This is a genomic window from Streptomyces sp. NPDC050535 (assembly GCF_044457665.1).
Taxonomy (GTDB): Bacteria; Actinomycetota; Actinomycetes; order Streptomycetales; family Streptomycetaceae; genus Streptomyces.
Window position 1 is genome coordinate 90,581 of record NZ_JBITHE010000010.1, and the last position, 19,579, is coordinate 110,159.

13 protein-coding genes and 1 tRNA gene are annotated in these 19,579 nt (G+C 70.6%); 6 read left to right on the forward strand and 8 right to left on the reverse strand.

Features of this window, described 5'->3' with window-relative positions; genetic code table 11:
- Positions 1-63 precede the first annotated feature (63 nt).
- Both ACIBLC_RS22785 and ACIBLC_RS22790 read left to right on the forward strand, forming a co-directional pair.
- Positions 64-1,326: a PucR family transcriptional regulator gene (locus tag ACIBLC_RS22785; protein WP_399212948.1), complete on the forward strand. Its 1,263-nt coding sequence runs from the start codon at positions 64-66 to the stop codon at positions 1,324-1,326.
- 225 nt (positions 1,327-1,551) lie between these two features.
- Positions 1,552-2,859 (forward strand): phytase, encoded by a 1,308-nt coding sequence (locus ACIBLC_RS22790; RefSeq protein WP_399213183.1) that lies wholly within the window; start codon positions 1,552-1,554, stop codon positions 2,857-2,859.
- Between the two features lie 99 nt (positions 2,860-2,958).
- Here the strand turns inward: ACIBLC_RS22790 and ACIBLC_RS22795 are convergent, their stop codons facing one another.
- Together ACIBLC_RS22795 and ACIBLC_RS22800 are read right to left on the reverse strand one after the other, a co-directional pair.
- A complete protein-coding gene (locus ACIBLC_RS22795; RefSeq protein WP_399212949.1) occupies positions 2,959-4,371 on the reverse strand; it encodes a condensation domain-containing protein in 1,413 nt (470 codons plus the stop codon).
- 166 nt (positions 4,372-4,537) lie between these two features.
- On the reverse strand, positions 4,538-5,086 hold the full coding sequence (locus ACIBLC_RS22800) for a hypothetical protein (RefSeq protein WP_399212951.1): 549 nt from the start codon (positions 5,084-5,086) through the stop codon (positions 4,538-4,540).
- A 263-nt stretch (positions 5,087-5,349) separates the two neighbouring features.
- Between ACIBLC_RS22800 and ACIBLC_RS22805 the strand changes: the two genes are divergently transcribed.
- The 3 genes from ACIBLC_RS22805 to ACIBLC_RS22815 all read left to right on the forward strand — a co-directional run bounded on the left by ACIBLC_RS22805 (position 5,350) and on the right by ACIBLC_RS22815 (position 7,913).
- A complete protein-coding gene (locus tag ACIBLC_RS22805) occupies positions 5,350-6,570 on the forward strand; it encodes an amidohydrolase family protein (RefSeq protein ID WP_399212952.1) in 1,221 nt (406 codons plus the stop codon).
- Between the two features lie 216 nt (positions 6,571-6,786).
- The gene (locus ACIBLC_RS22810; RefSeq protein WP_399212953.1) at positions 6,787-6,981 is read left to right on the forward strand and encodes a ferredoxin; all 195 of its coding nucleotides are present in this window, start codon (positions 6,787-6,789) and stop codon (positions 6,979-6,981) included.
- Positions 6,978-7,913, forward strand: a complete 936-nt coding sequence (locus ACIBLC_RS22815; RefSeq protein WP_399212954.1) for an FkbM family methyltransferase — start codon at positions 6,978-6,980, stop codon at positions 7,911-7,913. Before ACIBLC_RS22810 ends, ACIBLC_RS22815 begins: the two co-directional genes overlap by 4 nt.
- Before the next feature lie 116 nt (positions 7,914-8,029).
- Here ACIBLC_RS22815 and ACIBLC_RS22820 read toward each other — a convergent pair whose 3' ends face one another.
- The 5 genes from ACIBLC_RS22820 to ACIBLC_RS22840 all read right to left on the reverse strand — a co-directional run bounded on the left by ACIBLC_RS22820 (position 8,030) and on the right by ACIBLC_RS22840 (position 15,985).
- The gene (locus ACIBLC_RS22820) at positions 8,030-8,881 is read right to left on the reverse strand and encodes a glycosyltransferase family 2 protein (protein ID WP_399212955.1); all 852 of its coding nucleotides are present in this window, start codon (positions 8,879-8,881) and stop codon (positions 8,030-8,032) included.
- 208 nt (positions 8,882-9,089) lie between these two features.
- On the reverse strand, positions 9,090-13,169 hold the full coding sequence (locus tag ACIBLC_RS22825; RefSeq protein WP_399212956.1) for a hypothetical protein: 4,080 nt from the start codon (positions 13,167-13,169) through the stop codon (positions 9,090-9,092).
- Positions 13,170-13,871: 702 nt separating this feature from the next.
- Positions 13,872-13,945: transfer RNA gene (locus ACIBLC_RS22830), tRNA-Pro, on the reverse strand.
- A 33-nt stretch (positions 13,946-13,978) separates the two neighbouring features.
- Complete coding sequence (locus tag ACIBLC_RS22835) at positions 13,979-14,773, reverse strand: Pr6Pr family membrane protein (protein WP_399212957.1); 795 nt, start codon at positions 14,771-14,773, stop codon at positions 13,979-13,981.
- A gap of 285 nt (positions 14,774-15,058) precedes the next feature.
- Positions 15,059-15,985, reverse strand: a complete 927-nt coding sequence (locus ACIBLC_RS22840) for a metallophosphoesterase (protein ID WP_399212958.1) — start codon at positions 15,983-15,985, stop codon at positions 15,059-15,061.
- Between the two features lie 136 nt (positions 15,986-16,121).
- On the opposite strand from ACIBLC_RS22840, the gene ACIBLC_RS22845 reads away from it, so the two are divergent.
- A complete protein-coding gene (locus tag ACIBLC_RS22845) occupies positions 16,122-16,589 on the forward strand; it encodes a GatB/YqeY domain-containing protein (RefSeq protein ID WP_399212959.1) in 468 nt (155 codons plus the stop codon).
- Between the two features lie 350 nt (positions 16,590-16,939).
- Here ACIBLC_RS22845 and ACIBLC_RS22850 read toward each other — a convergent pair whose 3' ends face one another.
- Complete coding sequence (locus ACIBLC_RS22850; RefSeq protein ID WP_399212961.1) at positions 16,940-19,258, reverse strand: transglycosylase domain-containing protein; 2,319 nt, start codon at positions 19,256-19,258, stop codon at positions 16,940-16,942.
- Between the last annotated feature and the right edge of the window lie 321 nt (positions 19,259-19,579).

A 19,579-nucleotide genomic window follows, 5' to 3' on the forward strand; every position in this document is an offset into this window, starting at 1 on the left:
CGGAACCTGCCTTATCACTCAGGTGAGTTGACGGTCCTGCCGCAACGCCAGGAGCATCCGAGAGTGACCTACTTACCGTTGGCCCCGCCGGTGTCAGGGACGGTGTCGGACCTGCTGCGCCCGCACCTCCACGACGCCGTCGAGGAGATCGAGCACCAGGTCCGCATCCATGTCCTCGGCACCGGCCAGCCCCTGGACGGCGACTACGAGCACATGGTCCACACCGTCATCAGCGAGACCGTCGCGCACTTCGTCGACTCGCTGGGCCGGGACGAGTTCCGCGGCAGAGAACCGCGCGCGGCCGAACTCCGCGCGCTCTACACCCGGTTGGGCGCCGAGGCGGCGATCCGGGGCCGCAGCGCCGATCTGCTGCAGAGCGCGCTGCGGCTGAGCGGCCAGATCGTGTGCCGCCGGTTCATCAAGGACGCCTACCGCTTCTCCTGGCCGCGCGAGACCCTCGCCACCCTCACCGACAACCTCTTCGAACTGCTGGGCAGAGCCGCCGACGCCGGGGCGCAGGGGTACGCCCGTCAGCAGGGCCTCATGGCGAGCGACCGCGCCCATCACCGCACCCGGCTGCGTGACCTGCTGCTCCGCGAACCTCCGCCCGCGCCCGACGCGCTCGCCGCCCAGGCCGGGGCCGCCGGCTGGGCCGTACCCCACACGCTCACGGCCGTGGCGCTGCCGCCGGCGCCGCGCGCGCAGCCGTCCGGCCGGGTGCTGCCCCCGGACATCCTGCCGAACTGGGACCCGCCGGGCCCCTACCTGATCGTCCCCGACCCCGACACCCTCGGCCGGGAACGCCTGCACACGCTCCTCGCTCCGTTCGGCTCCACCGGGATCGGGCCCACCGTGCCCCCGTCCGGCGCCGCGGCCTCCCTGGGCTGGGCGCGCCACACCCTGCTGCTGGTCGAACGGGGCATCCTCCCGTCGGGCCGGCCGGTCCGCGCGTCCGACCACACGGCGCTGCTGGCCGCCGCCCGCGCGGAAGACCTCATCGGCACCACGGCGTCGCCCTTCCTGAACCCCCTGCTGGCGCTGCCCCCGGCCCGCCGGGCCCCGCTCCTCGCCACGCTCCTCACCTACCTGGAGTCCGGCGACAACGCCGTCACCACCGGAAGGCGGCTGCGGGTCCACGAACAGACCGTCCGCTACCGCCTGCGCCGCATCACCGAGCTGACCGGGCATCTCTTCGACGACCCCGCCCAACGCCTGGACCTGATGCTCACGCTGACCTGGCTCGTCCACGTGCCACCGGCGCCGAGAACCGGCAACGCCGGGCGCGTCGCGCGCGGCGACACCGCGCCTCGTACGCCGGGCCGTTGATGTCCACCACAGGGGATGTCCGGAGCAAGGGCCGGCCGACCGGCTCACCGACGGGCTCGGGCCCGCACCACTTCAGCCGAACTTACTCTGACGTACCGCTGAACTCCTCATGGCGACCTGGACAGTTGTTGGTCCTCTGGGCGCAAGATTCCCCACGCACTATCGGCAGGGCCCCGACACTCGTCGCGGCATGTCACCGACAGTAAGGAAGCGCCCGTGAGACCTGTGAGAACACACCGCGCCCCGCGGCGAGCCGCCGTCCTCGCCCTGGGCACCGCGCTGGTCTCCCTCCTCGCGACCTCCCCCGCCGGAGCGGGCACCTCCGGCCTGCCGGTGGTGCGGGCCACCAGCGAGACCGCCGCGCTGTACGACGACGAGGCGGGCGGCAACTCCGACGCCGACGACCCGGCGATCTGGCGCAACGCCGCCGATCCCGGCCGCAGCCTCGTCGTGGCCACCGCCAAGGAGGGCGGCCTGAAGGTCTACGACCTGAAAGCCCGCCTGGTCCAGGAGCTGGCCGCCCCGAAGCCGCCCGCCGAGGACGACGCCCCGGGCCGCTTCAACAACGTCGACCTCGTCTCCGGACTGCGCACCTCCGCCGGCCGGGCCGACGTGGCGGTGGTGAGCGACCGGGGCAACGACCGGCTGCGTGTCTACCGCGTCGACCCCTCCCGACGCGGCGGCCCGCTGACCGACATCACCGACCCGGCCGCCGCGCCCGTGTTCTCCGTCGACCAGAGCGAGATCAACGACCAGCGGACCGCGTACGGCCTCGCCACCTGGACGAACAAGGCCACCGGACGGACGTACGCGCTGGTCAGCCAGCGGGAGCGGACCCGGCTCGCGTTGCTCGAACTGGTCCCGGCCGCCGGCGGCAAGGTCGGCTACCGCAAGGTGCGCACCCTGGACCTGCCGTCCTCCTTCCGGCTGCCCGACGGCACCTCGTGGAGCCCCTGCGCCGAACCCGGCGAACTCCCGCAGGTCGAGGGGATGGTGGTCGACCCGGCCACCGGCACGCTCTACGCGGGCCAGGAGGACATCGGCATCTGGCGGCTGCGCGCCGACCTCACCGGCAAGCCCGTCCTGGTCGACAGGACCAGGGAGTTCGGCGTCCCCGGCGTCTACGACGAGACGACCGAGGAGTGCGTGGCAGGCGCCGACCCCGGCTACGGCGGCAAGCGCCTGTCGGCCGACGTCGAGGGCCTGACCCTGCTCCAGAAGCGCGGCGGCGAGGGCTACCTCCTCGCCTCCAGCCAGGGCGACAACACCTTCGCGCTGTACGACCGCAAGGGCAACGCCTACGAGGGCGGCTTCCGCGTCGGTGCCGCCTCGGCGACGCTCGACAGCGTCGAGGAGTGCGACGGCGCGGCCGTCCTGAACTCCCCGCTGGGCAAGCGCTATCCGCGCGGACTGCTCGTCGTGCAGGACGGCGACGAGACCCCGGGGGTGCCGGACGGAGAAGGCGGCACGCGTACGGCGACGGGCTTCAAGTTCGTCGACCTGGGGGCCGTGGTGGACGCGGCCCGTCTGTGACGAACGCGGGTATCCGCCAACGGCGTTGAGAAGTCGGGCGGGCGCGGCCGGGGTCCGGGACTCGTCCCGGGGTCGCGCCCGTGGCCGCCGCCCCGCACCTCAGACCCGGGCGCGGGCGGCCAACTCCCCTTCGCGGCTGCGCGTCACCGACACGATGTGCTCCCGCAGCCCCTCGGCGTACAGCCGCATGTTCTTGTACGCGATGTCGGTGGCCGGGTAGCGGCTGGCGAACTGGAGTCCCTCGTGGACCCTGGTGAGCCAGGCGCACACCTGGTCGCCGTACGAGATCCGGATCAGCCCGTACGCCTTCAGCTCCTGCCACCGCTCGGAGCCCGGGATGCCGCGCGAGTCGACGAGCGAGACGATCGAGTACAGGTCGGGGGAGGTGGGCCGGAAGTCGGAGCCCAGCAGCCGCAGTACCCGGGCGATGGGCATCCGGGACAGCGGCCGGCTCTCCCGCAGCGCGGCGCGGACCATCCCCAGCGCGCTGTCGAAGTCCGTCGCGCGGGCCACCGGGATCTCGATCGGCGCGCCGCCCACGTACCAGCCCATCGAGTCCGACCACTTGGACTTCGCCCGGGTGTGGAACGGCACGACGGTGCGGTACACCTCCTGCCCGCCGATCTCGCGGACGATGAGCGCGGTGGCCGCGAGGATGCCGACCAGGCTGCCGCCGTAGGGCCGGCAGTACGCCTCGAAGGCCGCCGCGTCCGGGTCGTCCACGAGCATCTCGCACATGAACCTCTGCTCGGGCAGGGGCCCTTCGTCGTCGAGACCGAGGTCGACGGGGAACCCCGGCAGCTTGCCGCCGCACTGGGCGATGAACTCCCGCCAGCGGGCGACGATCGCGTGCGTGTCGTCGATCTCGTCGGCCTGCGCGCGCTCGATCGCGCAGAAGTCGACGTAACTGGCGACCGGTTGAGCGGCCACGGTGCGGCCTTCGATGCCCGCTTCGTAGAGTTCGTGGATCTCGGCGGCCATGCGGTGCAGTGAGTACGCGTCGACGTTGCTGTGGTCGAACGCCATGTAGACACTCGCGCCGTCCGCCCGTACGACCGCGGTGTAGATGAAGTTCGGCCAGTTCAGCGCGTCCGCCGCGACGTCGAAACGGTCCTGCAGGTAGCGGGTCAGGGTGGTCGCCTCGGCGAATTCGCCGACGTCCTCGCGGTGCAGTACGACCGACTCGGCGTCCAGTGTGAACCGGCGCATGTCGTCGCCGATCCAGCGGAAGCCGCTGCGCAGCGTCTCGTGCCGAAGTGTCCAGTCGAGCAGGGCCTGTTGGAGGACGTCGAGATCGACCTTCCCCGGAATGTCGAACGCTGTGCCCAGCCAGGTCGGCACGAACAGGCCGTCCTCCCGCACCTGTCGCGCGGTCCGGACGTGCGACTCCTGCACGTACGCCGGTGGCCTGCCGTCGTCCGGCAGTGCGGCCGCGGCCTCGACGGAACTCGGATGCAGCGTCCACTCCACGAGACATCCGGGCCGGATCTCGCAACGCTGGATGTCGGACATTCGCACAGAGCTCTCCGTTCGCATGCCCCCGGGACGTGGTCAGGGCAGTGGAGGGGCGGACACGACAAGACCAACGATTCGGATGATCGGAAAGAAACGCCGTGGCCGGACGGGAGCCCCACGAGGGGCGCGACGGCGGTCCCGGAGGACCGCGGCCGGGCCCCCGTCAGAGATGCAGCATCGATATGACCTCGGGGCTGCGCACACCCGTCGACACCTGCGGAAGTTCCTCGCCGGGCCGTATCCAGCCCGCCTGTTCGGCGGCGGCGACGGCGGCCGCCTCGGCCGCGTCCGCCCTGGCGTTCAACGTCTCGTTCGCGCCCAGTCCCTCCGCGCCCGCGGCGTCCGCGGCGGCCCGGGAGGCGAGCAGAGCGGCGTCGCACGCGGCGACGGACGGCTCGCTCGCGCCGTCGTGGAGCCTGCCCATCCGGGCGGCCTGGGCGGCGGAGGCGGCGGCGTTCCTGGCGCAGCGCGAGTCGGCGGCGGGCGCGGGGGCGCTCTCGGTGAGGACGGCGAGGGCCTGGGCGGCGACGCGGGCGGCGTGAGCGGCTTTCCAGGCGGTCTCCTTCTCCGCCGGGTCACTTCCGGGTGCCTCGTCGAGGTCCGCCCCGGAGTCCTGCCGCTGAATGTGGTGGGCGGTCGCGGCGGCCCGGAACGCGGCGCTCCGGGTGCGCGCTGCGTGGCTCGTCCGCGGTGTCCGCGCGGGGTCGCTCATCTCCGTCTCCTCGTCTGCCGGGACGACAGTGCCCGGAGGATGGCAGGTACGGCGTGAAGAGGCCAGAGCCGTGCGGCGGCGTACGTGCTTGCTCTTGCTGTCGGGAGTGGCGTCGCCTAGCCTGAATCCGTGAATCTGATGGACCGTCAGATACGACCGTCAGATACGACCGCCGGATACGGGATGGCGATTCGGCCGTCGGATACGAGACGGAGATTCGACAGGCAGCGTCGGGGATTTCGACAGGCAGCAGGGAGTGGGACGTGGTCAGTACCCAGAGCGGCACCGGGGAAATTCCCAGGGTCATCAGCGTGGACGACCACGTGATCGAGCCCGCGCACCTCTTCGAGACATGGCTCCCGAGCAGGTACCGCGACCTGGGGCCGAAGCCCTTCACCGCCGGTATCGGTGACCTCCAGTACATCGGCGGGAAGTACCGTTTCACCACGGACCCGGCCGGTCAGATCACCGACTGGTGGAGGTACGAGGACGAGGTCTTCCCGTACAAGCGCATCATCGCGGCCGTCGGCTTCTCGCGGGACGAGATGACCCTCGACGGCATCACGCGCGAGCAGATGCGGCGCGGCTGCTGGGACCCGAAGGCGCGTCTCGCGGACATGGACCTCAACCACGTGGAGGCCTCGCTCTGCTTCCCGACCTTCCCGCGGTTCTGCGGGCAGACCTTCGCGGAGGCCAAGGACAAGGAGGTCGCGCTCGCGTGCGTCCGCGCCTACAACGACTGGATGGTCGAGGAGTGGTGCGGCGACAGCGGAGGGCGGCTGATCCCGCTGTGCCTGATCCCGCTGTGGGACATCGACCTCGCCGTCGCCGAGATCAGGCGCAACGCGGCCCGTGGCGTACGGGCGGTGACCTTCAGCGAGATTCCGACGTACCTGGGGCTGCCGTCGATCCACTCCGGTTACTGGGACCCGTTCTTCGCGGTGTGCGAGGAGACCGGGACCGTGGTCAACATGCACATCGGTTCCTCGTCGCAGATGCCGGCCGCGTCGCCGGACGCACCGCCGGCCGTCCAGGCCTCGCTCAGCTTCAACAACGCCATGGCGTCGATGATGGACTTCCTCTTCTCCGGCGTCCTGGTGAAGTTCCCCCGCCTCAAACTGGCTTACAGCGAAGGGCAGATGGGCTGGATCCCGTACGCCCTCGAACGCGCCGACGACGTCTGGGAGGAGCACCGCGCGTGGGGCGGGGTGAAGGACCTGATCCCGGAGCCGCCCTCGACGTACTACTACCGCCAGATCTTCTGCTGCTTCTTCCGGGACAAGCACGGCATCGCCTCCATCGACACCGTGGGCGTGGACAACGCGACCTTCGAGACGGACTATCCGCACGTCGACTCGACCTGGCCGCACACCAAGCAGGTGGCGGAGGACCACGTGGCCGGTCTTTCCGCGGAGGTGACGTACAAGCTGTTGCGGGGCAACGCCATTCGGATGCTGCAACTGCCCTTCGACCAGGGCGTCTAGAGGCCCGTCTCCCGGCGGGCGCGATCCAGGGGCCGGCGGTCGCGGGGCCGCCCGTGCCGCCGAGGTCGCCCGTGCCGCCGGAGCCATCCGTGCCGCCGGGTAGCCGTCGGTTCGGCGGAGGGTCCGGCGGGCAGTCAAGAGGGGAAGCCACCTGGCTTCCGACCGGCGCGTCGGCCCGCTCAGAGGGACGGCGCCCTCTTGCAACGGGAGTACGAAATGAAGGTCTCCGTCGACCACGAGCGGTGTTACGGCTCAGGTGACTGCGCCCACCGGGTCCCCGCCGTGTTCGTCCTGGCGGAGACCGGATACGGCACGGTCCTGCCGGGCGGCGAGGACAGCGGCGCCGATCCGGAGGTCCAGGAGGCGGCCGACTGGTGCCCGTCCCAGGCGATCGTCATCGCCGACCGGTGACGGGGCGGACGAGTCACCCCGTCTCGGAGGCGCTGGTCACCGTCGGGCGCCGGTATGTGCGGGGCGCGCCGGGCTCGTTCGGCAAGGCGCTGCTGGCCGAGCGCCTGCTGAATCCCCATCTGAGGGAGCATCCGCGCCGACGGGTCGTCGAGACGCGGTCCGGTGCGCGGTTCGCCGTCGACACCCAGGATCTGATCCAGCGGTATCTGTACCTGTTCGGGGTCTGGGAGCCGCACATGACGAGCTGGCTCCGGAGTCGGCTGGGACCGGGGGACGGGTTCGTCGATGTCGGCGCCAACATCGGCGTGTTCAGCGTGCTGGCCTCGCAACTCGTCGGCGCGCAGGGGCGGGTGGTCGCGATCGAGGCCTCACCGGTGTTCCACCAACGCCTGTTGGGCGAGGCCCGGCTCAACGACTGCCACAACCTTCGCGCGGTCAACGTCGCGGTGTCCGACAGCCGCCAGACGCTGACGTTCGTGCTGGCGAGCTCCCGCAACATGGGGGCGAACAGCATCGTCCCCTACGACGGCCCCGCGGAGTCCACGTTCACCATCGAGGCCCTTCCGCTGCCCGAACTGCTCGATCCGGCGGAGGTCGCGAACGCCCGGGTGATCAAGATCGACGTGGAGGGCGCGGAGGGCAAGGTCGTCCGCGGCCTCGCGCCCATGCTGGACGACCTCCGGCCCGACGCCGAGATCTCGATCGAGGTCACGCCCGGCCGCATGGCCCAACTCGGCGACTCCGCCGACGAGTTGCTAAAGACCATGACCGGCGCCGGCTTCCACGTCTACCGCATGGAGAACGACTACTCCCCGCGCAGCTACCCACGCGCCCTGAGCGCCGCGCCCCGCGTCCCGATGCGATGGCGGGGACCGCTGCCCGGCGAGAGCGACCTGGTGTTCTCCAGGCTGGATGTGGAGGCGCTGGTCTAGAGAGATCCCCGGCGATCCGGTGTTCTCCGGGTTGGATGTGGAGGCGCTTGTCCAGGGCGATCCCCACCCCAACGTCGCCGCCCCCGTTCCCTCAGCCCCCCGCCGCCCCCGTTCCCTCAGCCGTCGCCCCCGTCGCCCCCGTCGCCCCCGTCGCCCCCGTCGCCCCCGTCGCCCTCGGCCGTCGCCCCGTCCCCCTCGGCCGGCGCCCCCGGACAGCCCCACCCGAACCCGGCCAACGCCCTGGCCCTGGCCTCCACCACGGCCATCCGAGCCTCCCGTTCGACGGGATCGACGTGCGAGGCCTGGCCCGTCGCCTGCCCCGCCCACTTCCGGTAGAGCAGCCCGACCTCCGCCGAGAACCAGCCGCGGCTGACGGCGTTCAGCGCGAGGAGCAGCCCGGTGTCCTCGGAGGCCGGCAACGCCATCCACCCGCCGAGCGCGAGCAGCAGATCACGCCGTACGAAGAGCGTCGCCGGGTGCACCTGCGCGAGGAAACCGTTCGCCTTCCAGAAGTCGAGCACGGCCCCGCGCTCGATCGGCCCGTTGTCGGGGTCCCCGGGAAACGCGCTGGTCGAGCCGTCGGGAAGCAGGTCCAGGACCCGGGAGGTCGCCCACGAGAGGGTGCGGTCACCCTCGAGGGCGGCCAGGTCGCGGGCCAGCGCGCCCGGAGTGAGCCGGTCATCGGCGTCCAGCACCTTGACGTACTCGCCGTCGGCATGGGCGAGCGCGATGGTCCGGGCGACACCGGGACCGCCGGGACGACCCTGCCGGAAGGTCACACGCTCGTCGTCGGGCACGTAGGGGGCGACCGCGTCGGTGCTCCCGTCCTCCTGGATCACCCAGTGCCACTCCCACCCCCGCGGGAGCCGCTGCTCGCACAGCGACCGGTGGGCCTCCGGCAGGAAGCGGGCCGAGGGCCCATGGACGGCCGTGACAACGACGACGCACCGGCTCACGGCGGCACTCACCAGCTTTCCGGCGGAGTGGCGAACGGCGCCCGCGAGCGGACATGGAAGAACCCGACCGCTGGAGACGGGGGATGCACCAGCGATCGGGTCGAACCCTAGAGTAACAAGGCTGATTGAGCGGCGGGAGTCGACTGCCCAGCTGTATAGAGGAGTTGTGATCGGGATCACGTGTCGCCGTGCCGTCCGTACGGCGAGCGGCACGACTCCGTCACTCCTCGCACGGAGGCTCGTACGAGAGCCGAGGCAGGTACTCGTGCCACTTCTCCGAGGTGAGCACACCCCGGGTGGTCGAGCAGATGCGCCGGATCGCCTCGTCGACGTCGAGGTTCCACAGCCGGACGGTGTCGACGCCGCTCGACACCCCGAGCATGTGGCTCTTGGGACTGAACGACAGGAAATTGCCCGTCTTGGCGTTGGGGCTCATCGACTGCCCGATGGGTGAGGCGTCGGACGGGTCGCCGACGTTCCAGAGCCGGACCGTGTTGTCGTTGCCGCCGCTCGCCAGAGTGCGGCCGTCCGGGCTGAACGTGAGCGACACGACGGCCTCGGTGTGGCCGGACAGGGGCTTGCCCAGCCGCGTCGCCCTGAGCGGGTCGGCGATGTCCCACAGCCGGACCGTGTCGTCGTCGCTGCCACTGGCCAGCGTCTTTCCGTCCGGGCTGTAGTAGAGCGCGTTGATGGGCCCCAGATGCCCGGTGAGAGGCGAGCCGAGCAGGGAGGCGTGCCGGGGGTCGGCCACGTTCCAGAGCCGGATGGTGTCGTCCGCGCTGCCGCTGGCGAGCGTGCGGCCGTCAGGGCTGAAGACCAGCGAGTTGACATAGCCCTTGTGGCCGGTGAGCGGAGCGCCCAGCGGCAGCAGGCGGTGCGGGTCGGCGGCGTCCCACAACTGGATGGTGCGGTCCTCGTAGCCGGTCGCCAGGGTGCGCCCGTCCGGGCTGAAGGCCAGCGTGTCGGGGCCCGCGAACCGGGTCCGCAGCTCGACCGGCCCGTGGGTGACGGGCCGTGCCGGGCGGGTGACGGTCCACAGCTGTACGGCGCCCGCCGTCAGCACCGCGAGGGTGCGGCCGTCGGGGGAGAAGGTCATCGAACGCACATCGCCCCGCGCGGGCGTGATGGCCTCGCCCAGCGACCTGGGCCGGTCGGGCCGCGCCACGTCCCACAGCCGGACCCGCCCGTCCCGCGCCGCGGTGGCCAGCACCTGACCGTCCGGACGGAACGCCCCTATCCGGCCGATCATGTCCGACGTCGGGATCGACCACAGGCGGACCTTGCTGTCACCGCTCCCGGTGGCGAGCGTACGGCCGTCGGGGCTGAAACCCAGGGCGTACATCTCGCCGCTGCTCCCCGCGAGCGGCTCCCCGACCTGCGAGGGGTAGGCCGGGTCGCTGACGTTCCACAGGCTCGCCGTACTGTCCGCGCTCGCGGCGGCGAGCATGCTCCCGTCCGGGCTGAAGGCAACCGACCAGATGGGCCCGGTGTGACCGGTGAGCGGCGGCCCGAGCTGCGCGGGATGCCGGCGGTCGGCCACGTCCCACAGCCGTACGGTGTCGTCCGCGCTGCCACTGGCGAGCGTACGGCTGTCGGGGCTGAACGCCACGGAGTGCACCAGGTCCGTGTGGCCGGTCAGCTCCTTGCCGATCCGCGCCGGACGACCGGGACCGGCGAGGTCCCACAGCCTGATCATGTCGTCGTCGCCGCCCGCCGCGAGCGTCCGCCCGTCCGGGCTGAACGCCACGGAACGCACGGCGGCCGCGGGACCGGTCAGCTTGCCGAGCACCTGCGGCCGCCGCGGATTGCGCATGTCCCACAGCCGCACGGTGTGATCCTCGTTGGCGGAGGCCAGCGTCTGCCCGTCCGGGCTGAAGGCCAGCAGGTAGATCGTGCCGCCGTGCGCGGTCAGGGGTGTGCTGAGCTGGGCGGGATGGCGGGGGTCGGCCACGTTCCACAGCCGGATCGTGCCGTCGTCGGAGGCGCTGGCGAGGGTGCGGCCGTCGGGGCTGAAGACCGCGCTGCTCACCCAGCTCGTGTGGCCGGTCAGGGGCTCGCCCAGTGGCACGGGCCGCGTCGGGTCCGCCACGTCCCACAGCCGTACGGTCCTGTCGTAACTGGCGGTGGCCAGGATCCGGCCGTCCGGACTGAACGAGGTGAGGTACACGGCGCCGGTGTGACCGAGCAGCGGTGTGGCCAGCGGCGCGTTCACGATCGAGATCAGCCGGTTGTTCGCGCCTTCGTCGTGCGGCCGCAAACGGTGGGCCACCAGGTCGAGTTGGGCTGAGAGCGAGGGATCCGAGTACTGGACGCGGTCGGCCTCGGCGACCACCTGCTCGAACACCGCGTCGTTGCGCTGCTGCCACGCGACCACCGCCGACCCGACGGCCAGCACCGCCAGGACGACCAGCGCCGACACCGCGGCACGGCCGATCCAGACCGTACGCCTGCGCAGCCTGACCGACGCGGCCAGGAACTCCACCGCGCTCCGGGTCAGGAAGAGGTCCCCGGCGCATTTCGCCCAGTCACGGGCCTGTTCGAGACGGGAACCCCGGTAGAGCAGTGACGTGTCGCGCTTCGACCCCTCCCAGGCCCTGCCGTCCTCCTCCAGCCGCTGGCGCAGCAGGTTGCTGTTCTTGTCCTCGTCGATCCAGTCGCGCAGGCGCGGCCAGGCGTGCAGCAGCGCCTCATGGGTGATCTCCACGGTCTCCGCGTCGAGCGTCACCAGCCGGGCGCGGACCAGCGCCTCGAGCGACTCCTCCGTCTTGCCGGGGTCGGTCGACTCGTCCGCCAACTGGCGGCGAGTTCCCCGTCTGCGGGTGGCCTGCGTGTCCTCGCCGAGCCTGACCAGCCGCAGGAGCAGCAGTCGCGCGGCGGTGCGTGCCGCCGGGTCGAGACCGGACCAGGCCCGCTCGGCGGTCGCCGCCACCGCTCCCTGGATGCCGCCCGCCGCGCGGTAGCCGGCCAGCGTGAGCCTGCCCGCCTTCCGCCGCTGCCAGGTGGCGAGCAGGGCGTGCGAGAGGAGCGGCAGCACACCCGCGTCGTGCGTCCCGCGGGGACCGTCGGCGCTCAGCTCCCGGACGATCAACTCCGCGAGGCCCGGCTCGAGTTCGAGGCCGACCGCCTTGGCCGGGCCGGTCACCGTCTCGCGCAGTTCCGCGGTGGCCAGCGGCCCGAGCACCATGTGCCGGTGCTGCAGGGCGTCGGCCAGTTCGGGATACCTGAGGCACTGCTCGTAGAAGTCGGCGCGGATGCCCAGGACCACCAGTACGGGGGCCGGCTCACCGGCGTCCGCCGGCGAGCACGCGGCGTGCAGCAACTGGATGAAGGCCCGCCGGTGCGCCTCGTCCGAGCAGAGGGTGAACGCCTCCTCGAACTGGTCCACGATGAGGACCGGCCGGCCGGCGGCGGACGTCTCGCCCACGGCCCACGCCGTCACGGCCTCCTTCACCCGGTGCGCGAATCCCGGGGTGCAGGGACCTTTGGCCGCCGGTTCCCCCAGCGCGGGGACGACCTCCGCGAGCCCGGGTATCCGGAGGGTCAGCTCGGCGAGCGGATCGGCTCCTGGTACGAGTTGCAGCACCGTCCTGGTCCGTCCGCGGTCTCCGCGTGCGCCTTCCCCTCGTCCGCGGTCTCCGCGTACGCCTTCCCCCCGTCCGCCGTCTCCCCGTCCGCTGTCCCGGAGGGCGGGCACCAGACCGGCGTTCAGGAGGGAGGACTTGCCCGCACCCGAGGCCCCCACGAGCATCACCAGGCCACCGGTCTTCTCCGCGGCGTGGAGCTGGGCGATGAGCGCGTCGGTGCTCCGCTCACGCCCGAAGAACCACCGGGCGTCCTGCTGACGATAGGAAGCCAGCCCCCGGTACGGGCACACCCCCCCGAGCGCCGGGTCCTCGACGCCCGACTGCTCGTCCCCTGCCGCTTCAGCCGCTGCCACGGACGCCCCGGCGCGGTCACCGACGGGGTCGGCCACCGCTCGCTCCCACAGCCGCTGCCACTGGGCAGGGTCGTACAGGCCGGGGGACACCGGCGTGGGCCGCGAGCGCCGTGCTTCGGGGATCAGGATCTGGAGGACCGCCGCGAGGGCGGTGAACTGGGCGGGTACGTTCTTGGCCCGTCGCCAGTCACTGATGCGCTGCGCGGACACCCGTACGGGGCGCCCTCGTTCGTCGACGCGCTGAAGTCGTACGACCGCTTGGGACACTCGGCTGAGGGGAGGATTGCCGGCCTCCCTGTAGAGCAGGGCGAGACGCTCCGCGAAGGCTGTGCGTGCCCCTGAGTCGGAACTCAAGGCCTCCACCCCATAACTTCCCGCGCATCTGATCATCCGGACCGGATAACTCACCTTATACGGCTGACCTGCGGTTAAGGCATCGCGCGGCCTCCGGAACCTCCTCCGTGGAGGCCACAACTGGCAGGATCGTGACGCAGGAACACATGAACCGCGCACCGCCCGGACAGGCCACCAGCCCAGTGCTCGCAGAGCGACCCATGACGCTGCATGTTTTCGGTCAACTTCCGTCGGAGTGACGACACGGCGGCAAGAGCCACGCCGCGCGAGCCAAGAACCCGCGAAGCCGTCCCGCCCGCCCAAACCACCGCCGCCACACACCCCAGGCCCCAGGCCCCAGGTCCCCTTCGCCTCGATCCGAGCCGGTACGACACCACGGCCGGACCGGCACAGCCCGCACCGTTCGGTACCGGTCCCCACGTGGGGAGGGACCAGTACCGAACGGTGCGGCCCAGCTACGGAAGAGCGACCCAGCCGAAGAGGCGGCATGGCCGAAGGGGCGGCATGGCCGAGGAGGTTGCCAGCCGGGCGGCTGCCCGTCGAACCGCAGCCCGCCGTGCCTCTCATGACGCCGCTGCACCGCGGAACCGCAACAGGCGAAACACCACTCGCCGGGACCCGCTTCCCAAATAGCCCCCAAAACAGGGCCACAAACCAAATCAGGCCCGGCGCTGATCTCTCAGCACCAAGCCTGACCTGGTATTCCACATGTCGGGGTGGCGGGATTTGAACCCACGACCTCTTCGTCCCGAACGAAGCGCGCTGCCAAGCTGCGCTACACCCCGATTGTCGCTGGTGTGGCGGCGACGTCGTTTACTTTAGCCCACTGGTGGCTGGAGACGAAATCCGGTTTCGGGGTGTCTGGACCGGCGGCGGACCAGGTCGGGGCGGAGGTGATCGAGGGTGACGAGGAGGATGGCGAGGGCGTAGAAGGTGAGGCCGAGGAGCAGGGCGTTGGCGAGGACGCTCGGGTAGCCGTGCCGGTCTACGTCCATGAAGGGGTAGAGATAGCGCGCCGGGGTCCCCGGCGACATCATCGCCCCGCGGGCCAGCGAGAAGGCCAGGTAGGCGAGGGGATAGAGGAGCCAGGCCGCCGCGTGGCGGAAGGCCAGTGGCGCCGGGCGGGTCAGCAGGAGCCAGTCCACCACGGCCGCGATCGGCGTCACCGTGTGCAGGAGGTGGTTGGCAACCGCCTGCCAGCCGGTGGGTGGAGCGGCGTCCCCCGTCATCGAGAAGACGCTGGACTCGTTCGCCAGGATCAGGTGGTAGACCAGGCCCGTGATCAAGACGTAGAGCAGGGTGCCGCCGGTCATCACGCCGGGCAGCGGTCGGCGGGCCGTCCACGCGCGGCAGGCCGAGGCGGTGAACACCACCGCCACTAGCAGGCTGCTCTGGACCGTGAAGTAGCTGAGCACGCGGAGCGGGCTGCCCAGGATCAGGTCGATGGCCACGCCCGTCGCGGCCGCCAGGGCCACGAGGATGCGGAAGGCCGCCGCCAGCGGGCGGCGTACAGGAGCCACCACCGCCGTCGCGGGGACGAGGAAGGGGGCCGGCGCGGGGATACCCGGTATCGCGGGGAGGTCGGGTATGTCCTTGGGGATCGGGGCGATCATGGCCCCACGCTAAAGCGGATCCGCAAATCGGGCGATGCGGGTCATCTAGGTGGGTTACGCCCTGTGTAAGGCCTCCGGGATCCGGCCTCCGGCCTCCGCGATTCGGGCTGTCTAGATTCTGGGCCGTCCGAGACCCGCGTCGTCCAGGACCCGGCCGTGCAGGACCTGAGCCGCCCGGCGCCCAACCTGTTCCGACCGACCCGTTCAGCCCTGTTCGACTCAACCCCGTCCGGTTGGCCCAACCCCCGGCCCGGTCAACCCACCGCCGCGCGCCCGCTCCGCGAACTACTTCCGCTCCACCAACGTCAGCAACGAAGCCTCCGGCGGGCAGGCGAACCGTACCGGTGTGTAGCGGTTCGCGCCGCAGCCCGCCGAGACGTGCATGTAGGACGTCCGCCCCTCCGCCGTATGCGTGGACAGGCCCTTGACGCGGTCCGTGTCGAGGTCGCAGTTGGTGACGAAGGCGCCGTAGAAGGGGAGGCAGAGCTGGCCGCCGTGGGTGTGGCCGGCCAGTATCAGGGGGTAGCCGTCGGCGGTGAACGCGTCGAGTGTGCGCAGGTACGGGGCGTGCACCACGCCCATCGAGAAGTCGGCCGACTCGGACGGGCCGCCGGCCACGCGCGCGTACCGGTCCCGCTTGATGTGCGGGTCGTCGAGGCCGGTCAGCTCCACGGAGGCGCCCTCGATCTTCAGCTCCCCGCGGGAGTTCGTCAGGTTCAGCCAGCCCGCCGTGTCGAAGGCGTCGCGCAGGTCCTCCCACGGGTTGTGGATGGCGTCCACGACAGGCTTGTTGCCGTTCAGCCCGTGGTGGCCCTGGGCCTTCTCGAACAAGTACCGGGCGGGGTTGCGGAGTTTGGGCCCGTAGTAGTCGTTCGAACCGAAGACGTACGCCCCCGGGAGGTCCATCAGCGGACCCAGCGCGTCCAGCACCTCGGGGACGCCCTCGGGGTCGGAGAGATTGTCCCCGGTGTTGATGACGAAGTCGGGGCGCAGGCCCGCGAGGGAGCGCAGCCAGCGCTGCTTCTTGCGCTGACCGCTCACCATGTGGATGTCGGAGACCTGGAGAACGCGCAGCGGCCGCATGCCGGGCGGCAGCACCGGCACCGTCACCCGTCGCAGTCGGAAGGAACGGGCCTCGAACCCTGCCGAGTACAACAGACCGGCGGCGCCCACCGCCGTGATTCCCAGGGGTACTCCGTATAGCGCGCGCATACGTCCATCGTGTCAGACCGCGGCCACCCGGCGTGCCCCCCTGTGGACAACCCCGTCGCGCACGCGGTCCGTCGCGACGGACACCGCCCCGAAATCAACAGGCAGCCGCCTCTCCACACCTGCGACAATCGACGGCATGACCACGCTCAAGTCGAAGCTCAAGGAAGACCTCAACACTGCCATCAAGGGGCGCGACGAGCTCCGCTCCTCGACGCTCCGGCTGACCCTTGCCGCGATCACCAAGGAGGAGGTCGCGGGCAAGACCAAGCGCGAACTCTCCGACGAGGAAGTGCAGAAGGTGATCACCCGCGAGGCGAAGAAGCGCCGCGAGGCCGCGGACGCCTTCGCGCAGGGCGGGCGTCCCGAGTCGGCCGAGCGGGAGAAGGCGGAGGGCGAGGTCCTCGCCACCTACCTGCCCAAGCAGCTGTCCGAGGACGAGCTCCGGCAGATCGTCGCCCAGGCCGTCGAGGAGGCGAAGGCGGCGGGCGCCGAGGGGCCGCGCGCCATGGGCCAGGTCATGAAGATCGTGAACCCGAAGGTCGCGGGCCTTGCGGAGGGCGGCCGCGTCGCCGCCGTGGTCAAGCAGCTCCTCGCGGACGGCTGACCGACCGAGCGCCGATCCGAGCGCCGATCCGGACGCCATTCCGTCGGCGAACCGGACACCGAGTCATCGACGATCCGGACGCCGAGCTATCGGCGAACCGAACTCTGAGCCGGCGACGCACCGGCCGCGGAGCCGACAGGGCATGGACCCTGAGCCACCAACGCACCGATCCTGGCTCCGAGCCGACAGCTCACCACCCCCGCCCGCTCCACCCCCGAACGACCCTTCCACGCGTACGACGGTGGGGGCGGCCCTGGTAACCAGGGCCGCCCCCACCGTCGTATCACCTACAGGAACCGCTCAAGCACAGCCCTAGCCCTAGCCAGCCCTAGCCCTAGCCCTGGAACGAACTACCCGTCCCGCCCGCCATTCCCGTTCCCACCGTTGCCCTGTCCCCGGATGAACCCCTCGGGGAGGGAGAAGGTGGGCGTCGGGACGGTCTCGCCGCCGGTCGTGAGGCCGGTCGTGCCGCCGTTCGTGGTGAGGCCGCCGTCGGTCTGGCCGCCGTTGTTTCCGTTCCCGTTCCCGTTCCCGTTGCCGTTTCCATTGCCGTCGTCCCCGTTGTCCCCGTCGTCGTTGCCCTTGTCCTTGGGCTTTTCGGCGTCGGGGATGTTGACGAGGTTGAAGGACGGGGATTCCTTGCCCTCGAGGGCGCCGGTCATCGCGTCCTTCCAGATGGGACCCGGTACCTGGCCGCCGTAGACCTTCTCGTGCCAGACGCCGCCGATCGTGATGTTCTCCATCTCGACCTTCTGGGTGGCGCTGCCGACCCAGACCGCGCCGGCGAGGTTCGGCGTGTAGCCGACGAACCAGGCGTTCTTGCGGGAGTCCGTCGTACCCGTCTTACCGGCGTTGGCGCGGTCGGTGAGACCGGCCGCCTGGCCCGTACCGGAGTCGATCACGCCGCTCAGCAGGGTGTTGACGGTGTCCGCGGTCTTCTCGGACATCGCCCGCGAGCAGGTGGACTTCGGCACCGCGAGGGACTTCTGCTTGTCGCCGACCTTCTGCGTGATCGACTCGATGGCGACCGGGGTGCAGTACATGCCCCGGGCGGCGAAGGAGGCGTACGCGGTGGCCATCGTCAGCGGCGAGAGGCCCACCGCGCCGAGGGCGATGGACGGGCTCTGCGGCAGCTTGTCGCCGTTGCCCTGGGTGACGTGCAGCTTGTTGGTCATGTCGACCACGGGGCACAGGCCGATGTCGGAGATCATCTGCACGAAGTAGGTGTTGACCGACTTGGCCATCGCGTCCTTCAGCCGGTAGGGACCGACCTCCGACTCGGCCTCGTTCTCCACCGTGTCGCCGTCCGTGTTGACCCAGGGCCGGCTGCCGCAGGTCTGGACGGGGCTCGGGTACTCCATGTCGTACGGCGACGCGTACTCCTGTGTCGCCGGCCGGCCCTGCTCCAGCGCGGCCGCCGCCACGAACGGCTTGAACGTCGAACCGGTCGGGAAGCCGTAGTTCGAGCCGCCCATGGAGTTGTTGACCGAGTAGTTGTACTCGGTCTCGTTCTTGCCGTAGCCGTACGGAGTCGACTGGCCCATTCCGACGATCTTGCCGGTGCCCGGTTCGACCAGGGTGGCCGCCGCGGCGACCGTGTCCGTCTGGTTGACGTGGTCCTTGAGTGAGGCCTGCACCGACTCCTGTGCCTGCGGCTCGAGCGTCGTACGGATCGTCAGGCCGCCCTGGTTCCAGATCTTCGCCCGCTGCTCCTTGGTCTTGCCGAAGACCGGGTCGCTGAGGAAGACCTTCTCCACGTACTTGCAGAAGAAGCTGGCGCCCTCGACCGCGGTGATGCAGCCGTTGTTCGGCTTGCTGACCTTCAGGCCGAGCGGCGCCTTCATGGCCTTGCCGGCCTCCGCCTGCGAGACGTCGCCCACCTCGGCCATGCGCTGCAGCACGGTGTTGCGGCGCTTGGTGGCTTCCGCCTCGTCGTTGACCGGGTCGTACCGGCTCGGCGACTGGACGATGCCCGCGAGCAGCGCCGACTCCTGGAGGTTCAGGTCCTTTGCGGACTTGGAGAAGTAGCGCCGGGCGGCGGCCTCGACACCGTAGGCCTGCTCCCCGAAGAACGTGATGTTCAGGTAGTTCTCGAGGATCTTCTTCTTGCTCAGCTTCTCTTCCAGCTGGATCGCGAACTTGAGCTCGCGGATCTTGCGGCCGATGGTCTGCTGGGTGGCCTGGGCGACCTTCGTCGGGTCGTCGCCGGCCTCTTCGACGAAGTAGTTCTTCACGAGCTGCTGGGTGAGCGTGGAGGCACCCTGGGACACTCCGCCGCTCTGCGCGTTCTGGTTCAGGGCGCGCAGGACGCCCTTCAGGTCGACCGCGCCGTGCTCGTAGAAGCGCGAGTCCTCGATCGCGACGATCGCCTTCTGCATGTACGGCGAGATGCCCTTGAGGTCGACGACGGTGCGGTCGCGTGAGTAGACCGTCGCGATCTGGCCGCCCTCGCTGTCCAGGATCGTGGTCCGCTGGCTCAGCTTCGGACTCTTCAGGTTGTCCGGAATCTCGTCGAAACTCTGGACCGAACCCTTGGCGGCGAGACCGAGCGCGCCCGCCGCGGGCAGCGCGATTCCGGCCATGACGGCACCTGCGAGCACGCTGACACCGAGGAACTTGGCGGCCTGCTGGAAGGGCGACAGCCCACCGCCCGAGCGCTTCTTTGGCATGAGGGCAGCCTACGTTCTCAATCACCGGACACGCGTATAGGCCTTGGCCTAAGCTGCTCTCAACTGTCACAGCAGTACGGCCATGTATCAATACGTCCGGCGACCCCGAATCGTTCCGGAGGTAGCCCAACTTTTTGTTGGGGGTGTGTCCGAATCCGCCTTGTGTGTCACCCGGCGTCCGTTGTGACTCAACTGAACTATCCCGGTTTGCCGGGAAACTCACGCATGTCGCCAGGTCACTCCCCCGGGTGATCTGCTGCCTACGCATAGTCCGTTCGGGCCATTCAAGATTGGGCCCGAAGGGGGTGTTGCGCTGTGCCC